General features: G+C 38.4%; 22 protein-coding genes. 20 read left to right on the top strand and 2 right to left on the bottom strand.

The window, feature by feature from the left end; all coding sequences use genetic code 11:
- Nucleotides 1–39: 39 nt before the first annotated feature.
- From H6G28_RS06580 to H6G28_RS06545, 8 genes are all read left to right on the top strand, one after another.
- Nucleotides 40–276 (top strand): CTB family bacteriocin, encoded by a 237-nt coding sequence (locus H6G28_RS06580; RefSeq protein WP_190589749.1) that lies wholly within the window; start codon nt 40–42, stop codon nt 274–276.
- Nucleotides 277–406: 130 nt separating this feature from the next.
- Nucleotides 407–643 carry a CTB family bacteriocin gene (locus tag H6G28_RS06575; protein WP_190589748.1) on the top strand — a complete coding sequence of 79 codons (237 nt, stop codon included), beginning with the start codon at nt 407–409 and terminating at the stop codon, nt 641–643.
- A 154-nt stretch (nt 644–797) separates the two neighbouring features.
- Nucleotides 798–1,127 (top strand): hypothetical protein, encoded by a 330-nt coding sequence (locus H6G28_RS06570; protein ID WP_190589747.1) that lies wholly within the window; start codon nt 798–800, stop codon nt 1,125–1,127.
- Between the two features lie 121 nt (nt 1,128–1,248).
- Nucleotides 1,249–3,399 carry a peptidase domain-containing ABC transporter gene (locus tag H6G28_RS06565; RefSeq protein WP_190669818.1) on the top strand — a complete coding sequence of 717 codons (2,151 nt, stop codon included), beginning with the start codon at nt 1,249–1,251 and terminating at the stop codon, nt 3,397–3,399.
- Nucleotides 3,400–3,423: 24 nt separating this feature from the next.
- Nucleotides 3,424–4,836, top strand: coding sequence for an HlyD family secretion protein (locus tag H6G28_RS06560; RefSeq protein ID WP_190669816.1), 1,413 nt, complete (start codon nt 3,424–3,426; stop codon nt 4,834–4,836).
- A gap of 45 nt (nt 4,837–4,881) precedes the next feature.
- A complete protein-coding gene (locus H6G28_RS06555) occupies nt 4,882–5,556 on the top strand; it encodes a hypothetical protein (RefSeq protein ID WP_397329181.1) in 675 nt (224 codons plus the stop codon).
- Nucleotides 5,557–5,737: 181 nt separating this feature from the next.
- Entirely contained in the window at nt 5,738–6,415 is a 678-nt protein-coding gene (locus H6G28_RS06550; protein ID WP_190669813.1) for a response regulator transcription factor, read from the top strand.
- Between the two features lie 286 nt (nt 6,416–6,701).
- Nucleotides 6,702–8,612, top strand: a complete 1,911-nt coding sequence (locus H6G28_RS06545) for a sensor histidine kinase (RefSeq protein ID WP_190669812.1) — start codon at nt 6,702–6,704, stop codon at nt 8,610–8,612.
- 666 nt (nt 8,613–9,278) lie between these two features.
- On the opposite strand, the gene H6G28_RS06540 is transcribed toward H6G28_RS06545, so the two are convergent.
- Nucleotides 9,279–9,434 (bottom strand): hypothetical protein, encoded by a 156-nt coding sequence (locus H6G28_RS06540; RefSeq protein ID WP_190589742.1) that lies wholly within the window; start codon nt 9,432–9,434, stop codon nt 9,279–9,281.
- A gap of 2 nt (nt 9,435–9,436) precedes the next feature.
- Here H6G28_RS06540 and H6G28_RS06535 point away from each other — a divergent pair, with 2 nt between their 5' ends.
- The 11 genes from H6G28_RS06535 to H6G28_RS06480 all read left to right on the top strand — a co-directional run bounded on the left by H6G28_RS06535 (nt 9,437) and on the right by H6G28_RS06480 (nt 22,751).
- On the top strand, nt 9,437–9,781 hold the full coding sequence (locus H6G28_RS06535; protein WP_190669810.1) for a hypothetical protein: 345 nt from the start codon (nt 9,437–9,439) through the stop codon (nt 9,779–9,781).
- Between the two features lie 41 nt (nt 9,782–9,822).
- Nucleotides 9,823–12,387: a phosphoenolpyruvate synthase gene (gene ppsA, locus H6G28_RS06530; RefSeq protein WP_190669808.1), complete on the top strand. Its 2,565-nt coding sequence runs from the start codon at nt 9,823–9,825 to the stop codon at nt 12,385–12,387.
- Nucleotides 12,388–12,734: 347 nt separating this feature from the next.
- Complete coding sequence (locus tag H6G28_RS06525; RefSeq protein WP_190669806.1) at nt 12,735–12,974, top strand: hypothetical protein; 240 nt, start codon at nt 12,735–12,737, stop codon at nt 12,972–12,974.
- Nucleotides 12,975–13,153: 179 nt separating this feature from the next.
- Nucleotides 13,154–13,513, top strand: a complete 360-nt coding sequence (locus H6G28_RS06520; RefSeq protein ID WP_190669804.1) for a XisI protein — start codon at nt 13,154–13,156, stop codon at nt 13,511–13,513.
- Between the two features lie 479 nt (nt 13,514–13,992).
- Nucleotides 13,993–15,444 (top strand): dolichyl-phosphate-mannose--protein mannosyltransferase, encoded by a 1,452-nt coding sequence (locus tag H6G28_RS06515; protein ID WP_190669802.1) that lies wholly within the window; start codon nt 13,993–13,995, stop codon nt 15,442–15,444.
- A 297-nt stretch (nt 15,445–15,741) separates the two neighbouring features.
- Nucleotides 15,742–16,866: an RNA-guided endonuclease InsQ/TnpB family protein gene (locus H6G28_RS06505; RefSeq protein ID WP_190669798.1), complete on the top strand. Its 1,125-nt coding sequence runs from the start codon at nt 15,742–15,744 to the stop codon at nt 16,864–16,866.
- 353 nt (nt 16,867–17,219) lie between these two features.
- Nucleotides 17,220–19,523 carry a sensor histidine kinase gene (locus H6G28_RS06500; RefSeq protein ID WP_190669796.1) on the top strand — a complete coding sequence of 768 codons (2,304 nt, stop codon included), beginning with the start codon at nt 17,220–17,222 and terminating at the stop codon, nt 19,521–19,523.
- On the top strand, nt 19,471–19,917 hold the full coding sequence (locus H6G28_RS06495) for a response regulator (RefSeq protein WP_190669795.1): 447 nt from the start codon (nt 19,471–19,473) through the stop codon (nt 19,915–19,917). The genes H6G28_RS06500 and H6G28_RS06495 overlap by 53 nt, the downstream gene beginning before the upstream one ends.
- Before the next feature lie 165 nt (nt 19,918–20,082).
- Nucleotides 20,083–21,243 carry a hybrid sensor histidine kinase/response regulator gene (locus H6G28_RS06490; protein WP_190669793.1) on the top strand — a complete coding sequence of 387 codons (1,161 nt, stop codon included), beginning with the start codon at nt 20,083–20,085 and terminating at the stop codon, nt 21,241–21,243.
- Nucleotides 21,244–21,305: 62 nt separating this feature from the next.
- Complete coding sequence (locus H6G28_RS06485) at nt 21,306–22,274, top strand: glutathione S-transferase family protein (RefSeq protein WP_190669791.1); 969 nt, start codon at nt 21,306–21,308, stop codon at nt 22,272–22,274.
- Nucleotides 22,275–22,298: 24 nt separating this feature from the next.
- Nucleotides 22,299–22,751: a DUF3592 domain-containing protein gene (locus tag H6G28_RS06480; RefSeq protein WP_190669790.1), complete on the top strand. Its 453-nt coding sequence runs from the start codon at nt 22,299–22,301 to the stop codon at nt 22,749–22,751.
- Between the two features lie 30 nt (nt 22,752–22,781).
- Here H6G28_RS06480 and H6G28_RS06475 read toward each other — a convergent pair whose 3' ends face one another.
- The gene (locus H6G28_RS06475; RefSeq protein WP_190669788.1) at nt 22,782–23,300 is read right to left on the bottom strand and encodes a dihydrofolate reductase family protein; all 519 of its coding nucleotides are present in this window, start codon (nt 23,298–23,300) and stop codon (nt 22,782–22,784) included.
- Between the two features lie 23 nt (nt 23,301–23,323).
- Between H6G28_RS06475 and menH the strand changes: the two genes are divergently transcribed.
- Nucleotides 23,324–24,133, top strand: coding sequence for a 2-succinyl-6-hydroxy-2,4-cyclohexadiene-1-carboxylate synthase (menH, locus tag H6G28_RS06470; RefSeq protein WP_190669786.1), 810 nt, complete (start codon nt 23,324–23,326; stop codon nt 24,131–24,133).
- Nucleotides 24,134–24,242: the final 109 nt, after the last annotated feature.

Raw genomic sequence — 24,242 nt, 5'->3', positions numbered from 1 at the left:
TAAAACCTAATTTAACTCAAAATCAAGAGGATTACTATCATGAACTACGAATTGTTTATTGATGTAAACGAAGAGCAACAAGCGATTGTAAGCGGTGGCGCAGAAGCTCTTAACTTATCAACCTTCTATAAACACTTCTTGCAAGTAACTGAAACTATTGGGCCAGTTGCAGCTAGTTCAGGGCCTGGCGGTAGCACCATTATAGCTGGTGGTATACAGAAAACATTTTTAGAAACTCTGGAAACAGCTTCTTCATTTTTAGGATTAGTTAGCTAATTCAAGATAACGAATAACCGAGAAGCTGGTTAAAGGTTTAATGTACAGGGAAATTTGAAGTCAACTAATGTTTGACTTCAATATCCCAATTATCAAGATTATCCAATTCAAATCAAGGAACTTTTCAACTATGTCACACGAATTATTTACCGATTTATCTGTTGAACAACAAGCAATTGTAGCAGGTGGTGTAGGAGTTTTAGATTTTAGCACTGCATATTCTAAGTTTTTTAGCCAAACTGAAGTTATCGGGCCAGTAGGTAGTACGTCTGGTCTTGGCGGTAGCAGCATAGTAGCTGGTGGAGTACAAAAAACAACCATAGAAGCTATTCAAACAGGTACTTACTTTAAAGCTTTAGTAGGCTAGTTTGCGCCACAGATAGGGATGAGGATGATCATCTCTCGAAGCGACGTTAGGAGGAGAGTAATTAGCACTCTCCTCTCTGACTCTAGATTTTTTAGAGTCAGTTTAAGGTTTTGACAAGCTTTCCCAATTCTAGTTATCAAACCTAATAACAATTATGTCTAGCGATATCCAAACACAAAAACCAGAACTATTCCTTGATATATCTGAACAACAACAGGAAATAATATCTGGAGGTCGTTCACGTTATTCAGGTTTATCTATTTACAATTTATTTTTTCAGAAAACAGATATAGAAACTTTTGCTAATAGCGCCATTACTATATCTGGTAGTAATGGTGGTATTTCTTCTGTTCAACAAACTGGCTATAAATTTTCACAAATCACCCTGGGATTGAGCTTAGGTGGTAGAAGAAGCAGGCGTATATCGAAGAAGAGCCTTGGTTTATTGGATATTTTATTTAGTCTGATTTCTTCCTTTGATTAAGCCTTAAATTTTTGAGATGTTGATAGCACCTACAATTATTAGTTTTTACTAATTCAAAAAACATACCAGCAGATTGACAACATTTGAAATGCTAGTTGTCATGATTTAGGGTAATTTACTTATGAAACACCAATTTGTGAAACAGCACAGTGAAGAAGACTGTGGGGCTGCTTGTTTGGCTGCTATTTCTAAATATTATGGACGTACTTTTACTCTCAGTCGGATTCGTGAAGCTGTTGGGACTGGACAATTTGGCACTACTTTATTAGGGCTAAAAAGAGGAGCAGAAACACTAGGCTTTAATGTGCGTCCTGTGAAAACTTCACCAGAAGTTTTAAACCGGATTAATGAAGCACCTTTGCCAGCCATTATTCATTGGAAAGGTAATCATTGGGTTGTATTATATGGCAGAAAAGGTCAAAAATGTTTAGTTGCTGATCCGGCTGTTGGTATTCGCTATCTTTCTAAACAAGAGATAGCAGAAGGTTGGGCTGATTGGTTGATGCTGTTATTAGAACCTGATCCAATTAGGTTTTTCGCGCAAGCAGATGAAAAAGTTGGCGGATTTTGGCGTTTCTTTCAGCGCGTCTGGATTTATCGCGCGATTTTAGCGCAAGCATTACCTCTGAATTTGATGTTGGGATTGCTCTCTTTAGCTTCCCCATTTTTAATGCAGATTCTGACTGATGATGTGCTAGTTAGAGGTGATACACAGTTACTTACTACTGTAGCGATCGCAGTTGTAGTGATGAATTTAATTTCCCACAGTCTTTCCTTTGTTCAGTCTAACTTAATTGCTCACTTTGCTCAACGTCTGCAATTAGGTTTAGTCTTGGAATTTGGTAGGCAAATTTTGCGTTTACCGCTTTCTTATTACGAATCACGGCGCAGTGGAGAAATTGTCAGTCGGTTACAAGATATTGACCAAATTAATCAGTTAGTTGCTCAACTAGTTGTTGGTTTACCAAGTCAATTTTTTATTGCTTTGATATCTTTTAGCTTTATGGTTTTCTATAGCTGGAAACTCACACTAGTAGCTGCATTGATTGGTATAGTAATGAGCATATCAACAGTAGTTTTTCAGCCGACTTTACAACAAAAAACTCGTGAGCTTTTAGTCCAAGAAGCAGAAACACAAGGCGTTTTAGTCGAAACTTTTAAAGGCGCACTTACCCTCAAAACTACAACTTCTGGGTTGCAATTTTGGGATGAATTACAAAGCCGCTTTGGTCGGTTAGCGAATGTTACCTATCGCACAATTCAAATTGGGATTATTAATCATACTTTTTCGGGCTTTGTTTCGGGAGTTGGGGGTGTAATTTTGTTGTGGTTTGGGGGGAATTTAGTAATTAATCCAGCCGAAAATTTGAGTATTGGGCAACTTTTTGCTTTCAACTCAATGAATGGTAATTTTTTAGGTTTAATTGCTACAATTATTAGCTTTGTAGATGAAATTACCCGCGCTAAAACTGCTACTCAACGACTCACGGAAGTTATAGACGCAACGCCAGAAAATGCAGGTGATGAAATCAAACCTTACGCCAAAATTGTTGGTGATGCTGACATTGTTTGTACAAATTTGAATTTTCATTATGCTGGGCGACTAGATTTAATTGATGATTTTTCGTTGACCATTCCTGGCAGTCAAGTTGTGGCTTTAATTGGTAAATCTGGTTGTGGGAAAAGTACATTAGCTAAACTAATTGCTGGCTTATATCCTTTGCAATCAGGTAATATTCGCATTGGGCTGTATAACTTGCAGGATTTATCTCTAGAATGTCTGCGTCAACAAGTAGTACTTGTTCCCCAAGAGCCACATTTTTGGAGTCGTTCAATTGTAGAAAATTTTCGTTTGGGCGCTCCTCATGTCACATTTGAGCAAATTGTCAGAGCTTGTCAGGTAGCAGAAGCTGACGATTTTATTAGTAAGTTACCAGATAAATATCAAACTATTTTAGGGGAATTTGGCGCAAATATTTCTGGTGGGCAACGTCAAAGATTAGCAATAGCCAGGGCGATTGTTACAGACCCGCCAATTTTGATTTTAGATGAATCAACTGGTGGACTTGACCCAGTAAGTGAAGCACAAGTTTTAGATAAATTATTTAAACATCGTCAAGGTAAAACCACAATTTTAATTACTCATCGTCCTAGAGTAGTTAATCGGGCAGATTGGATAGTTTTACTAGATCAAGGTAAGTTAAAAACACAAGGTTCGTTGGCAGAATTACGCTCTCAAGCAGGAGAGCATTGGGAATTTTTAAATCCTTAATCATTCAGAATTTTACAGGTAATTATGCTTTACACATATACTAAACAAACTCTGCCATCAGTACAAAGTGATGATTTTCTTCCGCCTGTGAGTCGTTGGACATCTCTAGCCGGAATTTTTTTAGTTGGAAGTTTGGGTGCGGGGATGAGTTTAGCTTCATGGGTGAAATATAATGTGACGGTAAAAACTTCTGCATCTGTGCGTCCAACGGGAGAAATTCGCTTTGTTCAACCCAAAATTGAAGGGACTGTTAAAAGTATTTTTGTGCAAGAAAATCAAATCGTCAAACAAGGCGATGCGATCGCACGTTTAGATGACGAACAATTGCAAATCAAAAAAAGTCAATTACAAGACAACATTCAGCAAGCTAGGCTGCAAATTATCCAAATTGACGCTCAAATCAGGACTTTAGATACGCAAATTGTCGCAGAAACTACGGTAGCAGAACGCACTGTCGCTTCTGCTGAAGCCGATTTAGCCCGCAATCAAAGAGAATATCAAGAACGCCAAATTACCACCAGCAGCGAATTACTCGCAGCACAAGCCAGTTCGCAAAAGGCGGAAGCAGATTTGCATAAAGCCCAAGCTGATTTAAGTTTTGCCGAGGTGGATCGCGATCGCTATGGACAATTAGCGCAAGTTGGCGCAATTGGTAAGCGCGAATTTGAACAAAAAAAGTTGGTTGTGATTCAAACCCAAGCCATTTTAGAAGCTGAAAAAAAATCCGTAGATATTGCAAAAGCTAAAGTGCAAGTCGCCCAAGCATCTGTAAATCCTAGCAGCGCCTCAATTGCGATCGCCCAGTCCAGAATCGCCCAAGAAATTGCTAGAGGCGAGGCTAATATCGCTACTTTAAAAAAGGAAAAACAAGCGTTAATTCAACGACGTGTAGAAATGCAAAATCAACTCGGACAATCGCAAAAAGAACTTTTACAAGTTATTAGTCAATTGCAAGATACTATTTTGCGAGCTAGTAGTAATGGGGTAATTCTGAAGCTGAATTTACGCAACCCCGGTCAAGTGTTGCGGGTAAGTGAACCAATTGCGGAAATTGCACCGACTAATGCACCTTTAGTTGTGAAAGCGATGATTCCACCCCAAGAAATTAAAAATGTCGCCGTTGGTCAAAAAGTACAGATGCGAATTGATGCTTGTCCCTATCCTGATTACGGAACTCTGAAAGGTGTGGTGACAGCAATTTCTCCTGATGCAATTTCAACTAAAACGAGTAATGCAGATATTCCCTCATCAACTTCTCTCACTCCTGGAGGGAGCTATTTTGAAGCTACTATTCAACCAGAAAGAATCATTTTTGGTAATAGCGATCGCCAATGTCATATCCAAGCTGGTATGGAGGCAAAAGCTAACATTATTTCCCAAGAAGAAACTGCATTACAATTTATGTTGCGTAAGGCTAGATTAACCACAGATTTATAAGGGGATAAATATGTGCTTTGGAAATTTTACACACAAATTATATTGGTGCTGCTATACGTTATCACATCGTTAATGTTTGTCAAAAACTTTTCTAAATTTCAACAAGCATTGCAATGGTGGTTTGCTCGACAATCGCTGAAACTTTATCTAGAGGCTAAAGAAATTCGTGATGGATTATTACAAGAATCCTTCGCAATTCGGCGCAGTTTAGATTTATTAACTCAGGATAACTTAAATTTGACAATCAATAAAACTCATGAATATCTCCAACAAGCTGATAACTTTCATCATGCTCTCATGCAATTGAGCGATCGCTTATTTCCTACCTATATTCAAGATAGCCTACCCTTAGCAATTGAGTGCTTATTAGAACCTTGGTTAACCTCAAATTCTCATCTCCAATTCCATTTAGATATTCCAGCCTACTGGCGATTTGAGACAGTTGAACGCAGTTTAATAGTTCTGCGGTCTTTAGAAGAATTACTTATCTTAATCTTGCCCAATTGTGCAATTAATACATCTATTTTGATCAGCCTCAAACAACAAACATATTTAGCTCAACTCAGGGTACATATCACATATCCTGATCTATCCACTGTGAGGTTTTATTCTACATTAAAAGAATTAGATTATCTCTGCGAAAGCTTTGAATTTTTAACTTCTGGGAAATGTTCTTATCGTCAGCATCATCTCAGCATTACCTGTGAATTTTATTGGTAAGATTTGTGGAAACTTGCTTGCTGTTTCGCTGAATTGTGTCACTAAATGTTTTTAGATTAAGAATATGTAATATTTGCGTAAATATGCGTAATAAGTCATATAATTATAATATGAGAAACCTATTTATTGATTGTGCTTGATGTAGTTAATCGTGACTTCGGAAATTAGTGGGTTATTGATTATGAAACAAGCGTTAACAGAGAAAGCATTACTCAAAATTTTAGTAATTGATGATCATGAATCAGTTTTAGCTGGAACTGTTAATGTATTACAAAAGCGTTACCCCGATGCTGAATTTCTGATTGCGGTAAATGCTAAGAATGCACTCAATCAAATTAGTGCTGTACAACCAGATTTAATTGTGATGGATTTGTCGATTCCTGATAACTCAGGGATGACAGCCAGACCCGATATCGGAGTTCAACTGTTGCGAACTCTGATGAAAAATTATCAGCACTTAAATATTGTTGTACAGAGTGCTAATGTGAGAACTTTAGTGAGAATTAGACCTGATATTGACAGTCATAAAGGAGGTTTTACTGTTGCAGATAAAAGCCTTTCCACCCAAGAAATGCTCACGAGAGTTGATTGGGCTTTGCAAGGTTTAACACATACAAAAGATATTAAAGGTATCCATTCTGTATTAGAAGTTAAACCAGAATGGCTGAGGGTATTAGCTTTAGCATTTGAAGAAGGATTGCAAGATAAAACAATTGCCGAACGGATGTGTATCTCTGAGAGGATGGTGCGTCATTACTGGAGTAAACTACAAGATGCGTTAAATGTCTATCCTGAAGACGGTAAGAATATCCGTATTCAAACTGAAATGCAAGCTAGAGAAGAAGGTTTAATTGATTAATACTGAACAGGATAAATTAAATCTCTAAGAGTATTTTTGTTAAAAAGTAGATAAAAATCATTGTTGATTCTTTGTTCCCTATTCTGATATCTATAAATTGATTTATAGCGGTTTCCAGTCTGCTGAGATACAAATTTATTGGGATTAATCTGTGTCTAACCATACGGGAAGTTGCTCTGTGTCTAATGTGATTAATTATTGTTATTTGTATCTTAGGTAAGAAAGGCGATAAATCAACCTGCTAAAGTTCAGGGCTAATCAACAGCAAAAATGCAAGCGAAGGTTTATGCAGCCTGAACATTGGAAAAAAATTAAACAGGAAATTAGTATTTGGCGTGTAGGTATATTACCAGGGATTGCAGTTATTGGATTAGTGATCATTGCTCGTCTGTCTGGTGTGATGCAATCTTTAGAGTGGCTGGCTTTTGATAGTTTGCTACGGATACGCCCTGAAGAACCCAAAGATGAACGAATTTTACTGATCGGCATTAATGAAGATGATATTAATAATGGTACAGATTTTACGTTTTCAGATCATGATTTAGCACAGTTGTTATTAAAATTGCAAACTTATCAACCAAGAGTTATTGGACTGGATATTTATCGAGATACACCAATAAATCCCGGTAATAATGAATTAGTCGCAGTTTTGCAAAATTTTCAAAATATTATTGGAATTGATAAAGTATTACCTGATGAAATTGCACCACCACCAGCATTGTCACCAGAACAAATTGGTTTTGCTGATCAAATTATGGATAGTGATGGTAAATTACGCCGTAGTTTATTAGGTACGCCTACCAATCAAGGCTATAAATTTTCGTTGTCTCTTAAGTTAGCAGCAGCATATTTAAATCATTATCAGCTTCATCTAGAAAATGGGATACGCGATCGCGCGGCGATTAGATTTGGTCACACCGAGATACCCAGAGTCTTCCCCAATTCTGGGGGATATGTGCGAACCGATGCGGGAGGAGTGCAAGTCTTACTCAATTTTCGCAGTGGTCGAGACCGCTTTCGCTTTTTATCCTTATCCGCACTGAAAAATGATCAATTTAACCCAGACTGGATACGCGATCGCATTGTAATTATCGGTATCACTTCCCCCAGTCGGAAAGATTTTATTCCCACTTCTGCAATTGAATCTTTGGAGTCTCCACCAGGGCGCGTTTATGGCGTAGAAATTCAAGCACACGTTGTTAGCCAAATTATCAGCGCCGTCCTTGACTCTCGACCGCTTTTAAATACTTGGTCAGCAGGTTGGGAATATTTATGGATTTTTAGTTGGGGATTAGTTGGAATTGCGATCGCCAGGCTGACAAAATCACCTTTACTTAGTTTATTAGTTGTGCTTGTTGCGAGTTGTAGCTTATTGATATTATGTTATTTCTTGCTGCTTTTTGGTTGGTGGGTTCCGTTAATTCCTGCATTTTTGGTTTTAAGTTTAAATTGTATGGAAATTACAGCTTTATATCAATATGAGCAAGCTTTAGGTTCGGGAATTAGAGTCAGACAAGCCATCATTGAACGCACATTTGCCAAAATTCATAATGGCCCCTTACAAAGCCTCGCTAAAGTTTTAAAATTAGTGCGAGATAACGACTTACCAGTTAATGAATTACTCATCGAACTTGAAAAAGAACTGGAAAAATTGAACTATGATTTACGAGGAATTTATGAATTTTTACAACGAGAACCAATAGACCAAGAAACTAGCTTGTATTTAGGAAAAAACATCGTTTTAAATTTGCGTGACCCTCTACATGAGCTGCTCTACCAAGTTTATAATTTTACCTTAGAGCGAGAGTTACCTTGTTTTAAAACTATCAAAGTTAAAATCAGAAATTTTGAACCAATAAATGAACGCTGCTTAAATCTTGATCATAAGCGTGACCTTTGTCGGTTTTTAGAAGAAGCTTTATGTAATGTCGGTAAACACGCCACAGGAGTCACCCGCTTAGAAGTAACTTGTTCAGCATCGGAAGGTTGGTACACTTTAAGTATTATCGATGATGGTTTAGGAATTAACTCTTCGATAGAAGGACGCGGAACACAACAGTTTAGAAATTTAGCGCGACAATTTAAAGGAAAATTTCGCCGCATTCCACTTTCTCCGAGAGGAACTCTGTGTGAGTTATCTTGGCCTATGAATAAGTTTTATTTTTGGTATTTAAGAAAAATTCCTAAGTCATACTAAATCAATATAGGACTCATATTTGATTTGGGAAAAAAATCAGTACACTCAGATCAGGCTTCTTTCCTACTCCCGACTCCCCATTCCCTATTCCCTACCTACACAAATAAATTCAGAAATCAAATCGTATTCCTATATGAAGAAGCATATAATTAGCCTGCAAAAGCAGGCTTTGTTTGTATAGCCTCTATTTCCAGTCTGATGAGTTTATTATTTATAGAAATAGAATTATGTGTGACTAGCGAATGAATAAGTTGGTTTAATACCCTCACTAAATTCCTGATTTAGTGGTCTTCAATTAGTGGTAGGGTTGAATCCCATACTAATCGATTCTGAATTCTTCTTATTTACACATAAGTTAATTCAGAATTATGAATTTTGTTTTGATAAATTTAATGATTTACAGGTTGCAATATATTTAGGTGTCCCCCTAAATATATTGGTTAAAAATTGCTAAACAGCTATATAACCAGCCTAAATTCTAATATAATTTAAGTAGAAAAGACCTGAATTGCTTGGATTGAATATTAAATAGATTTTTGATTTTTTAGTAATTTACTGACGGAGAAAAATGATGATTAAATCTTTAGTATTTCAGACAGAAAATTACTACTTTTGGCAGAAAAAGATTTGCACAACTTGTGTTTTAAGTATTATCTTAGGGATGAATCAAATAGTACTAGCTGGATATGAACCGCCAAAAGACCAAAAACCCCCGACAGGCCATTCGGATTCATCAGGTATCAGGGTAGGATGCAAAACTAATAATACGCGATCGCCATCACTAATGATCGGTTCTGCTGTGACTCGTACACAACCATCCAATAGTGTTACCTCCTCCAGTCAGCCACGGCGAAATCAAACTCGCTAACTTCATACTTTATGAAAATATTACATCTATGCCAAACCTTACTAGAGACATTGCAATGCAACGTCTCTTTATTTTTCTTTACATTCTTTCTCATAGTCTCAGAGAGTTGCGAATGCTTGCAATACCTGGAGAAATTGCCAGCAATATCTTAAGGAATGCTGCATATCTTACCCAAAATCTGAATTTATTTGTTATCGTGATCCCAAAGGAATTATTAAGCACCAACAAGATAGACCAGACGCTAAATCAGCGCCGAAATGCCTGCTGGGTGCGAGATATGAAATTAATCACTAAAATTTAAAGCTCATTAATTCAGAGTATCTATATGGGGAGGTAACAACTATGGTTACAGCATCTCATCAAATTTTGTCTTCACTTTCTAAAGAACAATCGCTGATTCTTTGGTTTGATGAAGTGGGCATTCAAGACATACACCTAGTAGGTGGAAAAAATGCCTCTTTGGGAGAGATGATTCAACAATTAACCCCCAAAGGTGTGAATGTACCAACGGGGTTTGCAACTACAGCTTATGCTTATCGTTATTTTATTCAATCGGCTGGGTTAGAAAGTAAATTACGGCAACTTTTTGCTGATTTAAATGTTGAGGATGTGAACAATTTACGCGAACGTGGAGAAAAAGCGCGATCGCTATTATTACACACACCATTCCCCAACGATTTACGCCAAGCCATTGCCCAAGCCTACGAAAATTTATGTGATAAATATCAAACCCAAACCGATGTTGCAGTTCGTTCTAGCGCCACGGCGGAAGACTTACCTGATGCGAGTTTTGCCGGACAGCAAGAAACTTATTTAAATATTGTTGGTGTTGATGAAGTAATTACAGCTTGTCATAAATGTTTTGCTTCTATATTTACTGACCGCGCTATTTCTTATCGTCATACAAAAGGATTTGATCACTTTAATGTAGCTTTATCAGTTGGTGTCCAAAAAATGGTGCGTTCTGATTTAGCTACATCTGGGGTGATGTTTTCAATTGATACCGAAACCGGATTTAAAGATGCAGCCTTAATTACCGCCGCCTACGGTTTAGGGGAAAATGTTGTCCAAGGTGCAGTGAATCCTGATGAATATGTAGTATTTAAACCCACATTAAAAACAGGTTTTCGGCCGATTTTGGATAAAAAATTGGGCAGTAAAGAAATCAAAATGATTTATGTGTCAGCTTCCGAAATTGATTTAGTTGCTTGTGCTGCTGACAATGCCCATACATTAACAGTTAAATCAGATGATAATTGCAAGTTAACCAAAAATGTCCCGGTTTCGGAAAGCGATCGCACCAAATTTGCCCTCAATGACGCAGAAATTTTACAATTAGGGCATTGGGCTTGCGTCATCGAAGACCATTATTCCCAAGTCCACAGTAATTACACCCCAATGGATATTGAGTGGGCAAAAGATGGCATTACCAATCAACTATTTATAGTGCAAGCGCGTCCTGAAACTGTGCAGTCACAGAAAAAAGGCAATGTCTTACGCAGCTATCGCCTAATGTTAGGGAATAGTGAATCGGGAGTAGGGAATGGGCAAAATTCCCCCCAACTCCCCACTCCCAACTCCCCACTCCCTATAGTTACCGGACGCGCCATAGGTGAAGCCATCAGCCAAGGTAAAGTGAGTGTCATTGTCGATGTTCACAACCTTGATAAATTCCAGCCAGGGGATGTGTTAGTTACCGAGAGAACCGACCCCGACTGGGAACCAATTATGAAACGCGCCAGTGCAATTATTACCAATGCGGGTGGTCGTACCTGTCATGCAGCGATTATTGCACGAGAATTGGGTGTGCCGGCGATCGTTGGTTGCGGGAATGCGACACAAGTCTTGCAAAATGGTCAAGAAGTCACCGTTTCCTGTGCTGAAGGCGAAGACGGTAAAGTTTATCCTGGCTTGTTACCCTTTGAAGTCAAAGAAGTCCCCTTAGAAAACTTACCCCGCACCCGTACACAAATTTTAATGAATGTTGGTAATCCCCAGGAGGCTTTTAGCTTATCTGCAATTCCCAACGACGGCGTAGGTTTAGCGCGGACAGAATTTATTATTGCTAATCAAATTCAAATTCATCCAATGGCGTTAATTCATTACGACCAATTGCAAGATGAAAAAGTCAAACTCCAAATAGCAGAAATCACCGCACTTTATCATCATAAACCACAGTATTTTGTGGATAAATTAGCCCAAGGTATAGCCAGAATTGCCGCCGCATTTTATCCCAAACCTGTGATTGTGCGAATGTCAGATTTTAAGAGTAATGAATACGCCAATTTATTAGGTGGTAAACAATTTGAACCGAATGAAGAAAACCCGATGTTGGGTTGGCGTGGTGCCGCACGTTATTATGATGAAGGTTATAAAGCTGCTTTTGCCTTAGAATGTCAAGCTATCAAACGAGTCCGGGATGAAATGGGTTTAACAAATGTCATCCCGATGATTCCATTTTGCCGCACGCCCGAAGAAGGAAAGTTAGTATTATCAGAGATGGCAGAAAATGGCTTGCAACAAGGTATAAATAACTTGCAAGTTTATGTGATGTGTGAGTTACCAAGTAATGTAATTTTGGCAGAAGAATTTGCTGATGTTTTTGATGGTTTCTCTATAGGTTCCAATGATTTGACACAGCTAACCTTGGGTTTAGACAGAGATTCAGCTTTAGTCGCCAGATTATTTGATGAACGCAGTCCCGCCGTCAAGCAAATGGTGAAAATGGCCATTGAAGCCGCCAAAAAACGCCACCGGAAAATCGGTATATGCGGACAAGCACCCAGCGATTATCCAGAATTTGCTCAGTTTTTAGTTGAACAAGGAATTGATTCGATTAGTCTAAATCCTGATTCGGTATTAAAAACAATGCTGGAAATTGCAAAAGTAGAAAATCCTGAGTCTTAAGTAAAGTAATAAAGTTGAGGACTTGACTTACACACACTCTATGATTTCTTGGCGTTCTACCCTGCGGGAAGCCGCTTGTGCGTCTAATGCGACTTGGCGGTTCGACAAACTAAGCTTTTTGGGAATTTGGCGTAAGTCATAAGTATAAAGAAACGAACCACAAAGGACGCAAAGGACACGAAGTTATAAGAGTTTGAGAGAGTTCTTGCATAAGTCTTAAAGTAGAGACGTTGCAATGCAACGTCTCTGTTATAAATTGATGAAATCATAATGAAAAACTTTTGAGGAAGTGATATTTACTTTGCTGCGATGGGTTTACTAAAAATAGAAGTCTTCTTGGTGGCTCTATGAATAAAGATGAAAAATCAGTGCAGAAAGATGCCCTGATTATGTTGATACTTTTGATAGTCGCAGGCTTCGGAGCTTGCAGTATTTTTAAAGGCAGCAATTCTGAATCTAGCAGTGAATCAAGAAGTGATTGTTTTGATAGAGTCAGTCAAGAGATGGCTAGACGTGAAGGTAACAAGGTTGTAAATCAAGCTGACATTTCTCGATACCAAAGCGAATTACTCAGTCGCTGTAGATGACATCTTGAAAAATTTTTAGGATTACCTTGCCTCTGTCCTCCTAAGAGAGATCATCTTGCCACAACTTGACATTGCAATACAACATATTTCCTGTTTTTAGAGTTATAGCTTAAGCCAGGTATGCCAGTTAGAGACCGCTACTATGAAAATTTTCATCCAAAACGGGAGGTAATCGTCCGATGGGTACGTTGGAACAATACAGACAGCTAATTTGCCGTATTCTGAGTGAACATACAAAAATTCCTTACTCTTACGGTAATATTCAACACGAAACTATCTTTGATAAAGAACAAGACCGATATTTAGTGATGATTTTAGGTCGAGAACCAGTACCAGAACTCTCGCCAACTGCAACTCGCCGGGTTCACGGCTGTCTGATTCACGTTGATATTATTGATGGTAAGATTTGGATTCAGCGTGACGGTACGGAAGACGGAATTGCTAAAGAACTCGTCAATGCTGGCGTACCGAAAAATCAGATTGTGTTGGGATTTTGGTCTGAGGAACTGCGACAAGATTCAGAATTTGCGATCGCTTAATATTAGGTTAATCAAAACCCTTCTCCAAACCTCTCCTCTGCAAGGCTACCTTGTACATATAAGTTGAAAATAGGCATTATGAAACGCATCCCCCCTAGAACTAAAGTTCCAGGCTGATAGCCAAAGTCCACTCAAGTGGACTGGAATGAGTTTCTTGTTGAGTCATCTGAAGATGACTTGCGCTATGAGACGCGGAATTCATTCCGAGGCGGGACAGATGCACCACACGAATATTTGTGTGTACACCGTAGCCCCTGCGTTGCGCGGGTTTCCTTTGAAAGCTTCATTTCACCTTTCAAAACTATTAATCTTGAAGTCCCTCTCCGCGTCGGAGAGGGGTTGGGGAGAGGTTCATCAAATTTACGTTGGCATTATTCAGTACTATCAGGGTTGTCAATGCTCACCTTAAAAAATTTTTCCACAGAAAGCAACACAAAGGGGAAAATAGCTAAAGACTATTGACTGATGACCATTGACTAATGAGTAAAAACTGGTTTCGCATTGGGTTAGTGAGTATCTTTTTACTCTCACTCGCTGTCAGGTTTTGGGGACTAGACAGGTTTAACACCTTAGTCTTTGATGAAGTTTACTACGCTAAGTTTGGAAATAACTATCTTACCCATGTTCCCTTTTTCGATGGTCATCCACCATTGGGAAAACTGATCATTGCTCTCGGTATATGGCTGGGTAGCCATGTAAAATTTTTGTATGAGAGTATGAATGGACTTACGGGTTCACTGCGATCGCCTTGGGATTATCGTTGGATTAATGCTTTTTTAGGTTCATTTATCCCTTTATTAAATGCTGGGATTGCTTATCAACTAAGTTCACGGCGTAGCTTTGCTTTAATTGCTGGGTTATTTACTGCTGTTGATGGCATTTTTATTGTTGAGTCTCGTTATGCACTCATCAATATATATATAGTAATATTTGGGTTATTAGGGCATTGGTTGTTTCTTTTAGCCTTAAATCATCAAAAACAACAACGTAAATTATTTTTAATTATTGCTGGTATTGCTTTTGGTTGCTCAATTGCGACCAAGTGGAATGGTTTATTTTTTCTAGCTGGTGTTTATGGTTTGTGGCTATTTGCTTGGATATGGCAAATAATCGGCAAAAAAATCAATCATAATTCTGAAGAAATTCATCAGCAGACTGAATCACCACTACAAAAGCTCACTCAAATCTATGCTTGGCAAATAATATTATTTTTAGGAGTTATCCCACTTATTGTTTATAGCTTGATTTGGATTCCCCATTTACAACTAGATACCAAATATGGATTTATTGAAGTCCACAAGCAAATTTTGAGTTTTCATGAACGGTTGGGGGGAAATAATGCTAACGTGCATCCCTACTGCGCTGCTTGGTATAAATGGCCGTTGTTAATCAGACCAATGGCATATTATTACAAAACTGCCTACAGTATTCATGAGCCATTGCCTGTTTTGGGGCCAGATTTACCTGCGAATGCTGGAAAAATTATTTATGATGTTCATGCAATGGGCAATCCTTTTTTATGGTGGTTTAGTGTTGCTGCCATGTTATTTTTAATCGGAATGCTCATTGTTTCAATGGTAATGTTTTTGCAGCAAAAAAAACAATTTACCTTACCGAAAAACTTTACTGTCGATACCTGGATTGCTTTGTACCTAGTGGTAAATTATGCCACTAATTTAGTACCTTGGATGAGAGTATCGCGCTGCGCGTTTATTTACCACTATATGACGGCTGTGGTATTTGCATTTCTCGCGATCGCTTGGTTTGTAGATCAATGCCTACGGAGTTATTATTATCCATTGCAGGCGATCGGTGTCAGCCTTTCTGTAATTATTTTGGTGGCTTTTGTGTTTTGGTTGCCGATTTATTTAGGTTTACCACTGAAAATCGAACTTTATCGCCTCAGAATGTGGTTTAACTCTTGGATTTAAAGTTATTTCGCCTTAATATACCTCTAACCTATCATCTGTTACCTCTAACCTTCTTAATACTGCTACATATATGCAGGGTAACTAATCACATTTTTTTACCAAAAAACTGGGTCTAAAGCCCCGTCTTTCTAGGACGGCTTTTCTTTAACTTCCGAATAAATTCCCTAAGTACATCATTCTGAGTGCGATTTGTCTCTAAGCAATACTCCACAAGTGTTTCATATTCTTCTTCTGAACATCTAATTGTCAATTTCTTCATGCCGTCATATTGCCGTCAGTGCATGGTATGATATTAACATGAAAACACTGAAGTTTAAATTGTACGAACACAAGAGGAATAAATATCTCAAGCGGTCGATTAACGTTGCTGGGGTGATTTATAACCATTGCATTGCCCTGCATAAACGGTACTACCGGATGTTTGGCAAGCATTTAAACTGTGCAAAACTTCAGTCTCATATTGCCAAATTGAGAAAGCGTAATTCTTTCTGGCAATCAGTAGGTTCTCAAGCGGTACAAGATATTTGCCAACGCATTGAAAAAGCCTACCAATTATTTTTTAAACACAATAAAAAGGGGGTTCGTCCGCCAGGATTTAAGAAGGTCAAAAAATACAAATCATTCACCCTCAAACAAGCAGGTTATAAGTTTTTGGGTGGAAACCGAGTAAAAATTGGTAGTCGAGTTTATCAATTTTGGAAGTCTAGAGAGATTGAGGGAACGGTCAAAACCCTAACGATTAAACGCACTCCACTGGGTGAATTGTTTATGGTTTTGGTCGTTGATGATGGTGGTATTCCAGAAGTTGAAATCAAGACAGGTAAAATCGCTGGCTTTGACTTTGGATTGAAAACATTCCTTACCTGCTCAGACGGCACTAAAATTGAGTCTCCCCAATTCTTCAAGCAGTCCCTGAACGCCATCAAAAAAGCCAGTAAACAGCATTCCAAAAAGCTAAAAGCTTCATCCAACAGAGAAAGAGCAAGGAAGAATTTAGTCCGCAAACATGAGGACATCTCTAATTGTCGGCGTGACTGGTTTTGGAATCTAGCCCATGAACTAACAGATAAGTTTGATATTCTCTGTTTTGAGACTTTAAATCTCAAGGGAATGCAACGTCTTTGGGGTAGGAAAATATCGGATCTGGCGTTTGGCGAGTTTCTACAAATCCTGGAATGGGTTGCTAAGAAGAAAAATAAATTGGTTGTGTTTATCAACCAATGGTATCCATCCAGTAAGACTTGCGCTAGTTGTGGCCATGTTCTAGAAGAGTTGGATTTATCTATGAGAGAATGGCGTTGCCCATATTGCCAATCCGTGAACGCAAGGGATGAGAACGCATCTCAAGTGATTGAAATGGTTGGGGCATCAACCATCGGGTTAGGTGATGTAAGTCGGGCTACGCCTGCAATCGCTGTTTGAGCCTAGAATCCCCGTGCTTTCACGCCTGGGAGTATGTCAAATTTCTTATCTGTATTTATCGAGCCTGACTGTTAGACTGAAAACGCAAGTTAAGCTAAAAATCAGGCTAAGTAGCACAACTGAGGTAGCAATAATTAAGTATCGAAATATCATAAATGATGAAGAAAAATAAAGAAAGATTTTATAATTCATCATTCTATTTTGTTACTGTAAGAATTTCGTAATTAATAGATTTATAGAATCACAATTATATCAGCTTACATTTAGGAAGTGTCACAAAGTTATCCACACTATATGTAAAACCTATATAGAGCCTGCTTTTGATGCTCCCTAGTATATAGAGGGGAATCCTAATGGAATTGAATTTACAACTTCCTAGCATTAATGTTACTAGCTTAAAAGAAGCGCCAATTCATACTTCTCGCCAAATCCAGCCCCACGGAGTTTTGCTAGTATTGGCAGAACCAGAATTACAAATCTTACAAGTGAGTAATAATACCTGGGCTGTGTTCGGGATCGAACCCGAAGCAATGTTACAAAAGAAACTGGAAGATTTATTAGACTCTTATCAACTAGAAAGAATTAAAACAGGGTTAGCCGGAGATAATCTGGAGTTTATCAACCCGACAAAACTTTGGTTCCGCAAGAAGGGTGATGAATATATAGTTTTTGATGCAGTTTTTCACCGCAACTCAGAAGGCTGTTTAATTCTGGAACTAGAACCAACATTTTCCCAAGAAAACATCCCATTCTTAAGTTTTTACCATCTAGCGAAGGCTTCTATTAACCAGTTAGAAAAAACTTCAAACCTGCGGGACTTTTGCCAAATCATTGTTCAAGAAGTGCGGAAGGTAACTGGTTTTGACCGGGTAATGTTATATAAATTTGATCATGATGGACATGGTTCAGTGATTGCCGAAGAAAAGCTAGAAACCCTAGAGCCTTATTTAGGTTTACATTATCCTGAATCAGATATTCCTAAACCAGCAAGAAAGTTATTTGCATCTAATTCTATTAGAATTATCCCGGATGCCAAAGCCGAACCAGTACAACTGATTACCGCCATCAATCCAGTTAGTCAGCGTTCTGTAGATTTAACCAATTCTATTTTGAGAAGTGCGGCATCTTGCCATCTGGAATATTTACATAATATGGGTGTGGGTGCTTCTTTAACTATCTCCTTAATTAAAGACCAAAAACTCTGGGGATTGATTGCTTGTCATCATCAAACACCAAAATTTGTCTCCTATGAATTGCGGAAAGCCTGCGAATTTTTAGGACGAGTCATATTTGCAGAAATTTCTGCCAGAGAAGAAACAGAAGATTACGACTATCGGATGAATTTGACACATATTCAATCGCTGTTGGTTGAATATATGTCTCAGGAAGAAAACTTTATTGATGGTTTAGTTAAACATCAGCCGAATTTATTAGATTTAACCAGCGCCCAAGGTGCGGCTGTTTGTTTTGGCGATCGCTGTACACTTATAGGTGAAACTCCCGCCGAAGAAGACTTGAATTTCTTGGTACAGTGGTTAAAGAATAACGTCGATGAAGAAGTATTTTATACTAATTCTTTGCCCCAAGTTTATCCCGATGCGGAGAAATTTAAAAACGTTGCGAGTGGTTTATTAGCAATTCCCATTTCTAAACGCAATTATGTTTTGTGGTTCCGTCCTGAAGTCATTCAGACAGTGAATTGGGGTGGTGATCCTCATAAAGCATTTGAAGTTAGCCAAACAGATGGTGATGTGCGTCTGTGTCCCCGCAAATCTTTTGAATTGTGGAAAGAAACAGTCAAACTGACATCTTTACCTTGGCAATATGTGGAAATTAAAGCTGCATTGGAATTGCGAAAAGCAATTGTAAATATTGTCTTGCGCCAAGCCGATGAACTTGCTCAATTAGCCCAAGATTTAGAACGTTCTAACGCCGAATTGAAAAAATTTGCCTACGTCGCGTCCCATGACCTGCAAGAACCACTCAATCAAGTGGCGAATTATGTGCAGTTATTAGAGATGCGTTATAACGAAGAACTGGACGAAGACGCGAAAGAATTTATTGGCTTCGCTGTTCAGGGTGTGAGTCTAATGCAGACTTTGATTGATGACGTACTAGCATACTCCAAAGTTGATACTCAAGCGATCGCATTTCAACTAACAGAAGTCGAAACCGCCTTAGAACACGCCCTCAGCAACTTACGACAGCGCATTGCTGAAACTGGTACGGTAATTACCTATGATCCCTTACCCACAGTCATGGCTGGTAGTACCCAGTTAATGCAACTATTCCAGAACTTGATTGCTAACGCCATCAAATTCCGTAGCAACCAACCACCCCGCATTCACGTAGGTGCAGAAAGATTAGAAGATGAATGGTTGTTCTGGGTACGCGATAATGGTATCGGTATAGAACCCAAATTTAGCGATCGCATTTTTGTCATCTTCCAACGCCTACACACCAGAGACGAGTATCCTGGTACGGGTATGGGTTTAGCTATATGTAAAAAAATTGCCGAATGTCATCGAGGTCGCATCTGGGTAGAATCACAACTTGGTGAGGGAGCTACCTTCTACTTTACAATTCCAGTTGGAGGGCGCGAGCGTGAGCGTAGAAACGGAAGACAAGCCCAAAACCATATTTTTGGTCGAGGATAATAAAGCCGATATCCGCTTAATTCAAGAAGCATTGAAAAATAGCGCAGTCCCGCACGAAGTCGTGACAGTCAGAGACGGCGTGGATGCAATGGCCTTTTTACGCCAAGAAGGTGAATACGCTGATGCTCCCCGCCCCGACCTGATTCTGCTAGATTTAAACTTGCCTAGAAAAGATGGTCGAGAAGTCTTAGCAGAAATTAAAAACGACCCACTCCTGAAACGTATCCCCGTAGTCGTGCTGACAACCTCAAAAAACGAGGATGATATTTTTCACAGCTACGACTTACACGTTAACTGCTACATTACAAAATCTCGCAACCTCAGCCAACTCTTTCAAATCGTCAAAGGTATCGAAGATTTTTGGCTATCTACTGTCACCTTACCTTCAGAGTAATTAGATGGGTGTAAGGGTGTAAGGGTGCAGGGGTGTGGGAGGTGTGGGAGGTGTGGGAAGATGGTGAAGAAATCTTCCCCCCACACTCCCCACACTCCCCTCTCTCCCTTCTCTCCCCACTCCCCACTCCCCCCTCTCACTTCCCAGGGCTTGAAATAAAAAACTATGGCTGGAAGCTTAGTAAAAATCTTGTTAATTGAAGACAATCTGGCAGAAGCTAGGTTATTGCAAGAGTTTTTGCAGCAAGCCGACGCTAAAGAATTTGTGCTAGTTCATGTCAAGCGATTACAAGAAGCAATCAATAAACTCAAAAGCAGCAATTACGACATCATATTACTTGACTTGACTCTACCCGACAGTCAAGGATTATCATCTTTGCCAGTCTTGATTAATTGTGCGCCCAGCGTGCCAATTGTGGTACTTACAAATACTAACGATGAAGAATTGGCGATTGAAGCAGTCAGAGAAGGAGCGCAAGATTATTTAGTCAAGCGCCAAGTCAATGTTCATACCTTAGTGCGTTCTATCTGTTATGCGATCGAGCGTAAACAGCTTTTAGAAACATTACGCCAAGTTAATCAAACATTACAAGTACAAGTTAAAGAAAGCACCGCCGAACTAGTGAAAGCTAACGAAATTAACCAGTTCAGATCAGAATTAGTTTCCATGCTTTCTCATGATATTCGCCAACCACTAAATACTATTCTCTTAGCCGCCGGATTACTTCAAAATAACGAAGATAAATTAACTCAAGAAAAAAAACGCAATCATTTACAAATGATTCGCGCAGCTATTAAGAATATGGCGCGAATGTTAGACGAAGTGTCTGTAATTGATAGGGTTGACTCTGGGAAATTTCCCTGTGACCTTGAGCCATTAGATTTAGAAGGATTTTGTCGCCAATTAGTTTATGAAGCGCAATTAAATATCAAAGAAAAAAATTTAAATCTGGTATTTACCAGTTATGGAGAATTAGCTGAAGCAGTTTGGGATGAAACTCTACTACGCCACATTCTAGGCAATTTATTAGGCAATGCCATTAAATATTCTCTACCTAATGGCAAAATTCAGTTTGAACTAATTAGCCAAGAAAACTCCGTCATGTTCCGGTTTCAAGATTGGGGAATCGGTATCCCGAAACAAGACCAAAAGCGGATGTTCCAACCTTTCCAACGTGCCGAAAACGTCGGGGGAATTCCTGGGACTGGCTTAGGTTTGGCAATTGTAAAAAAGTGTGTCGATGCCCATAAAGGTGAAATTATGCTCAACAGCGAGGTAGGAGTCGGCACAACTTTTATCGTCACTCTACCATTGATTAAGCTGTAAACGCCAAAAAAGTCTGTTAAACTATCGCCAAATCATTCCATCAATTAATATAGGGAAAAAATATGGCATTAGGTAGATTAGTTAACGGACAATGGACAACTGTTTGGACAGAACGAAATGAGAAAGGCGAATTTCAGCGAATGCCCACACAGTTTCATCATAAAATTACCGCAGATGGCGCTAGTGGATTTAGAGCAGAAGCCGATAGATATCATTTGTATGTTTCTTTGGGTTGTCCTTGGGCGCATCGCACTGTTTTATTACGTGCTTTAAAAGGGTTAGAAAAAGTGATTGGTCTTTCTATTGTTGACCCTGTAATTAGTGAACAAGGATGGAAATTTTCTGATAAACAAGGATGTATTCGAGACAAAGTTAACCAAGCTGATTATCTTTGGCAAATTTACACCAAAGCGAATCCCACTTATACCGGAAGAGTCACCGTTCCAGTACTGTGGGATAAACATACAAACAGCATTATCAATAATGAATCTCGGCAAATTATCCAAATCTTAAATACAGAATTTAATTTCTTTGCTGAGAAAATGGTTGATTTTTATCCCAAATCCCTACAAGCTATCATTGATAAAACCATCAATGCTATTTACCAGCCGATAAATAATGGTGTATATCGCGTTGGTTTTGCGACAACCCAAACGGCTTATGAACAAGCCATGAAAGAATTATTCTTGGCTATGGAACATTGGGAAAATGTTTTAGGTAAACAGCCATATCTCTGCGGTGAAGAAATTACCTTAGCCGATTGGTGTATGTTTACGACTTTGTTTCGATATGATTTAGCATATTATGGCTTGTTTAAGTGTAACTTGAAGCGGTTAGTTGAGTATCCCAATCTCTGGAATTATTGCCGGGAGCTATATCAATATCCTGGTGTGAAACAATGGTGTAATATTAGTCATATCAAACAACTGTATTATGTCGGTCTACCAGAATTAAATCCTAGTGGAGTGATGCCAGTAGGCCCCATAATTAATTTTGACTTACCTTATAAATGCCGCGATCGCCAAATCTAGATATTTTACTCAAGTCTCAAATATATGCCAAATCAAGATGTCACCTTTTTTCGCATATTTGGTTCTATATTTGCGGGGATTGGTAGTATTTTTTTGATCACAGGTATCATCATTGCTATGGATACTCGCAGTTTCTCTAAAAATTCTATCCCCGCTCAAGGAACTGTGATTAACGTAGTCAAACATAAATCTAGAGATAGTAAAGGGCGTTCTTCTACTATTTATTATCCAGTCATCAAATTTACAGCAAATTCTGGTAAAGTAGTAGAATTTGAAGCTGGTAGTGGCAGCAACCCCCCAGCATATTCTCCAGGACAACAAGTAAAAATTCTCTACAATCCCCAAGAGCCAGAATCTGCTGCAATTCACTCTTGGTTTGATTTATGGTTTTTACCTACAATGTTTATTGGTATGGGTTCACTGTTTGTTGTAATTGGGGGAATCCCATTAATAAAATCATTCCTACCTAGAAGCTAAAACAGAGAGCGATCGCTGATAATATTAATCTTAACTTTTCACATTATACGTAACTTGCACTAACCCTGAATCATAACTTTTCACATTTCGCAACTCCAGTTTTGTAGCGATACTTGAGTCCTTAATAATTAATGGAATCCCACTGCCTAAAATAATGGGATGAATTGAGAGAATTATCTCATCAATCAAATTATGCTGTAAAAAATAATGAATTGTCTGCCCTCCGCCAACTAACCAAATCACACCACCACGAGATTGACGTAAATTTGTTATAAAATTAACCCAATCATCATTGATAAATATTGCGTTATTCTCTGCTTTACCTTGCAGAGTATGAGAAAGTACAAAAACTTCTTGTTCACTGTATGGATATTCATCAAAACCCAGTACTTGCTGATAAGTCTTGTGACCCATAATTAATGTATCAACTTCAGCAATAAACTCAGAGTAACCATAGTCTTGGTCTGTAAATAGCCAATCTATTTCCCCTGATTCTCTAGCAATATATCCATCAAGGCTAGACGCAATAAATAAACTAATTTTTCGCATAAAATTTGTATAAATTTAATAGTATGGGAGAAAATTATAAATTTCACTATCAATTAGTTAGCCATCCAAATAAACCATATATTATTTTTCTACATGGTTTTATTGGTCAGCTAGATGAATTTGACGAAGTTATACAACTTCTGGGTACAGAATTTTCTTATCTCACTGTTGACCTTCCCGGACATGGTAAAACTCAAGTATTTGGTGAAGATAAATACTATAACATTGAACAAACTGCTCAAGCATTAATTAATTTATTAGATGAATTGCATATACCCAAATGCTTTTTAGTTGGTTATTCAATGGGTGGAAGATTAGCCTTATACCTAACTTTATATTTTCCTGAGCGTTTTGACAAAGTTATCTTAGAATCAGCATCTCCAGGTTTAGTTACAGAACAAGAACGAATAGAAAGAATTAAAAAAGATGAACAAATAGCCAGAAAACTCTTAAGATGTGTTTCTAAGAGTGAATTTCGAGAATTTTTATTAAACTGGTATAATCAGCCAATTTTTGGTTCTATCAAAAATCATCCAGGATTTGACAGAATGTTAGCCAGCCGATTACAAAATCAACCACTGGAGTTAGCTAAATCACTCAGAATTATGGGGACAGGTAGTCAACTGTCGTTATGGCATAAACTTAAAGATAATACAGTACCTTTGCTTTTACTAGTAGGTCATAATGATGATAAGTTTATCAATATCAATATCCAAATGTCCGGGATATGCCCAGTTGCTCAATTAAAAATAATTAGTAATTCTGCTCATAATATTCATTTAGAAAATACTCCAGAATTTGTGCAGTATATTCAAGACTTTTTAGCAGGATAATTAAATTTATAGCCTGTTGATGTAAAAAATATCTGCGTCCATCTGTCTTGAAAAGTTTGCTCAAGTCGGCAGAGCCGCCCACGCAACTTTTCGCTGCGTCTATCGGCGG

It is taken from the genome of Nostoc sp. FACHB-190 (assembly GCF_014696905.1).
Lineage (GTDB): Bacteria > Cyanobacteriota > Cyanobacteriia > Cyanobacteriales > Nostocaceae > Nostoc_B.
The sequence above is the reverse complement of the archived record's forward strand: the minus strand, read 5'-3'. Positions and strand labels throughout refer to the sequence as shown.

Bases quoted from the DNA above. Each gene is read 5' to 3' on its own strand.
- H6G28_RS06515 (WP_190669802.1), top strand. From the start codon at position 13,993: ATGAGTAAAAACTGGTTTCGCATTGGGTTAGTGAGTATCTTTTTACTC.
- H6G28_RS06500 (WP_190669796.1), top strand. From the start codon at position 17,220: ATGGAATTGAATTTACAACTTCCTAGCATTAATGTTACTAGCTTAAAA.
- H6G28_RS06580 (WP_190589749.1), top strand. From the start codon at position 40: ATGAACTACGAATTGTTTATTGATGTAAACGAAGAGCAACAAGCGATT.
- H6G28_RS06545 (WP_190669812.1), top strand. From the start codon at position 6,702: ATGCAGCCTGAACATTGGAAAAAAATTAAACAGGAAATTAGTATTTGG.
- H6G28_RS06570 (WP_190589747.1), top strand. From the start codon at position 798: ATGTCTAGCGATATCCAAACACAAAAACCAGAACTATTCCTTGATATA.
- menH (WP_190669786.1), top strand. From the start codon at position 23,324: ATGGGAGAAAATTATAAATTTCACTATCAATTAGTTAGCCATCCAAAT.
- H6G28_RS06505 (WP_190669798.1), top strand. From the start codon at position 15,742: ATGAAAACACTGAAGTTTAAATTGTACGAACACAAGAGGAATAAATAT.
- H6G28_RS06575 (WP_190589748.1), top strand. From the start codon at position 407: ATGTCACACGAATTATTTACCGATTTATCTGTTGAACAACAAGCAATT.
- H6G28_RS06525 (WP_190669806.1), top strand. From the start codon at position 12,735: ATGAATAAAGATGAAAAATCAGTGCAGAAAGATGCCCTGATTATGTTG.
- H6G28_RS06485 (WP_190669791.1), top strand. From the start codon at position 21,306: ATGGCATTAGGTAGATTAGTTAACGGACAATGGACAACTGTTTGGACA.
- H6G28_RS06475 (WP_190669788.1), bottom strand. From the start codon at position 23,300: ATGCGAAAAATTAGTTTATTTATTGCGTCTAGCCTTGATGGATATATT.
- ppsA (WP_190669808.1), top strand. From the start codon at position 9,823: ATGGTTACAGCATCTCATCAAATTTTGTCTTCACTTTCTAAAGAACAA.
- H6G28_RS06560 (WP_190669816.1), top strand. From the start codon at position 3,424: ATGCTTTACACATATACTAAACAAACTCTGCCATCAGTACAAAGTGAT.
- H6G28_RS06565 (WP_190669818.1), top strand. From the start codon at position 1,249: ATGAAACACCAATTTGTGAAACAGCACAGTGAAGAAGACTGTGGGGCT.
- H6G28_RS06490 (WP_190669793.1), top strand. From the start codon at position 20,083: ATGGCTGGAAGCTTAGTAAAAATCTTGTTAATTGAAGACAATCTGGCA.
- H6G28_RS06550 (WP_190669813.1), top strand. From the start codon at position 5,738: ATGAAACAAGCGTTAACAGAGAAAGCATTACTCAAAATTTTAGTAATT.
- H6G28_RS06520 (WP_190669804.1), top strand. From the start codon at position 13,154: ATGGGTACGTTGGAACAATACAGACAGCTAATTTGCCGTATTCTGAGT.
- H6G28_RS06480 (WP_190669790.1), top strand. From the start codon at position 22,299: ATGCCAAATCAAGATGTCACCTTTTTTCGCATATTTGGTTCTATATTT.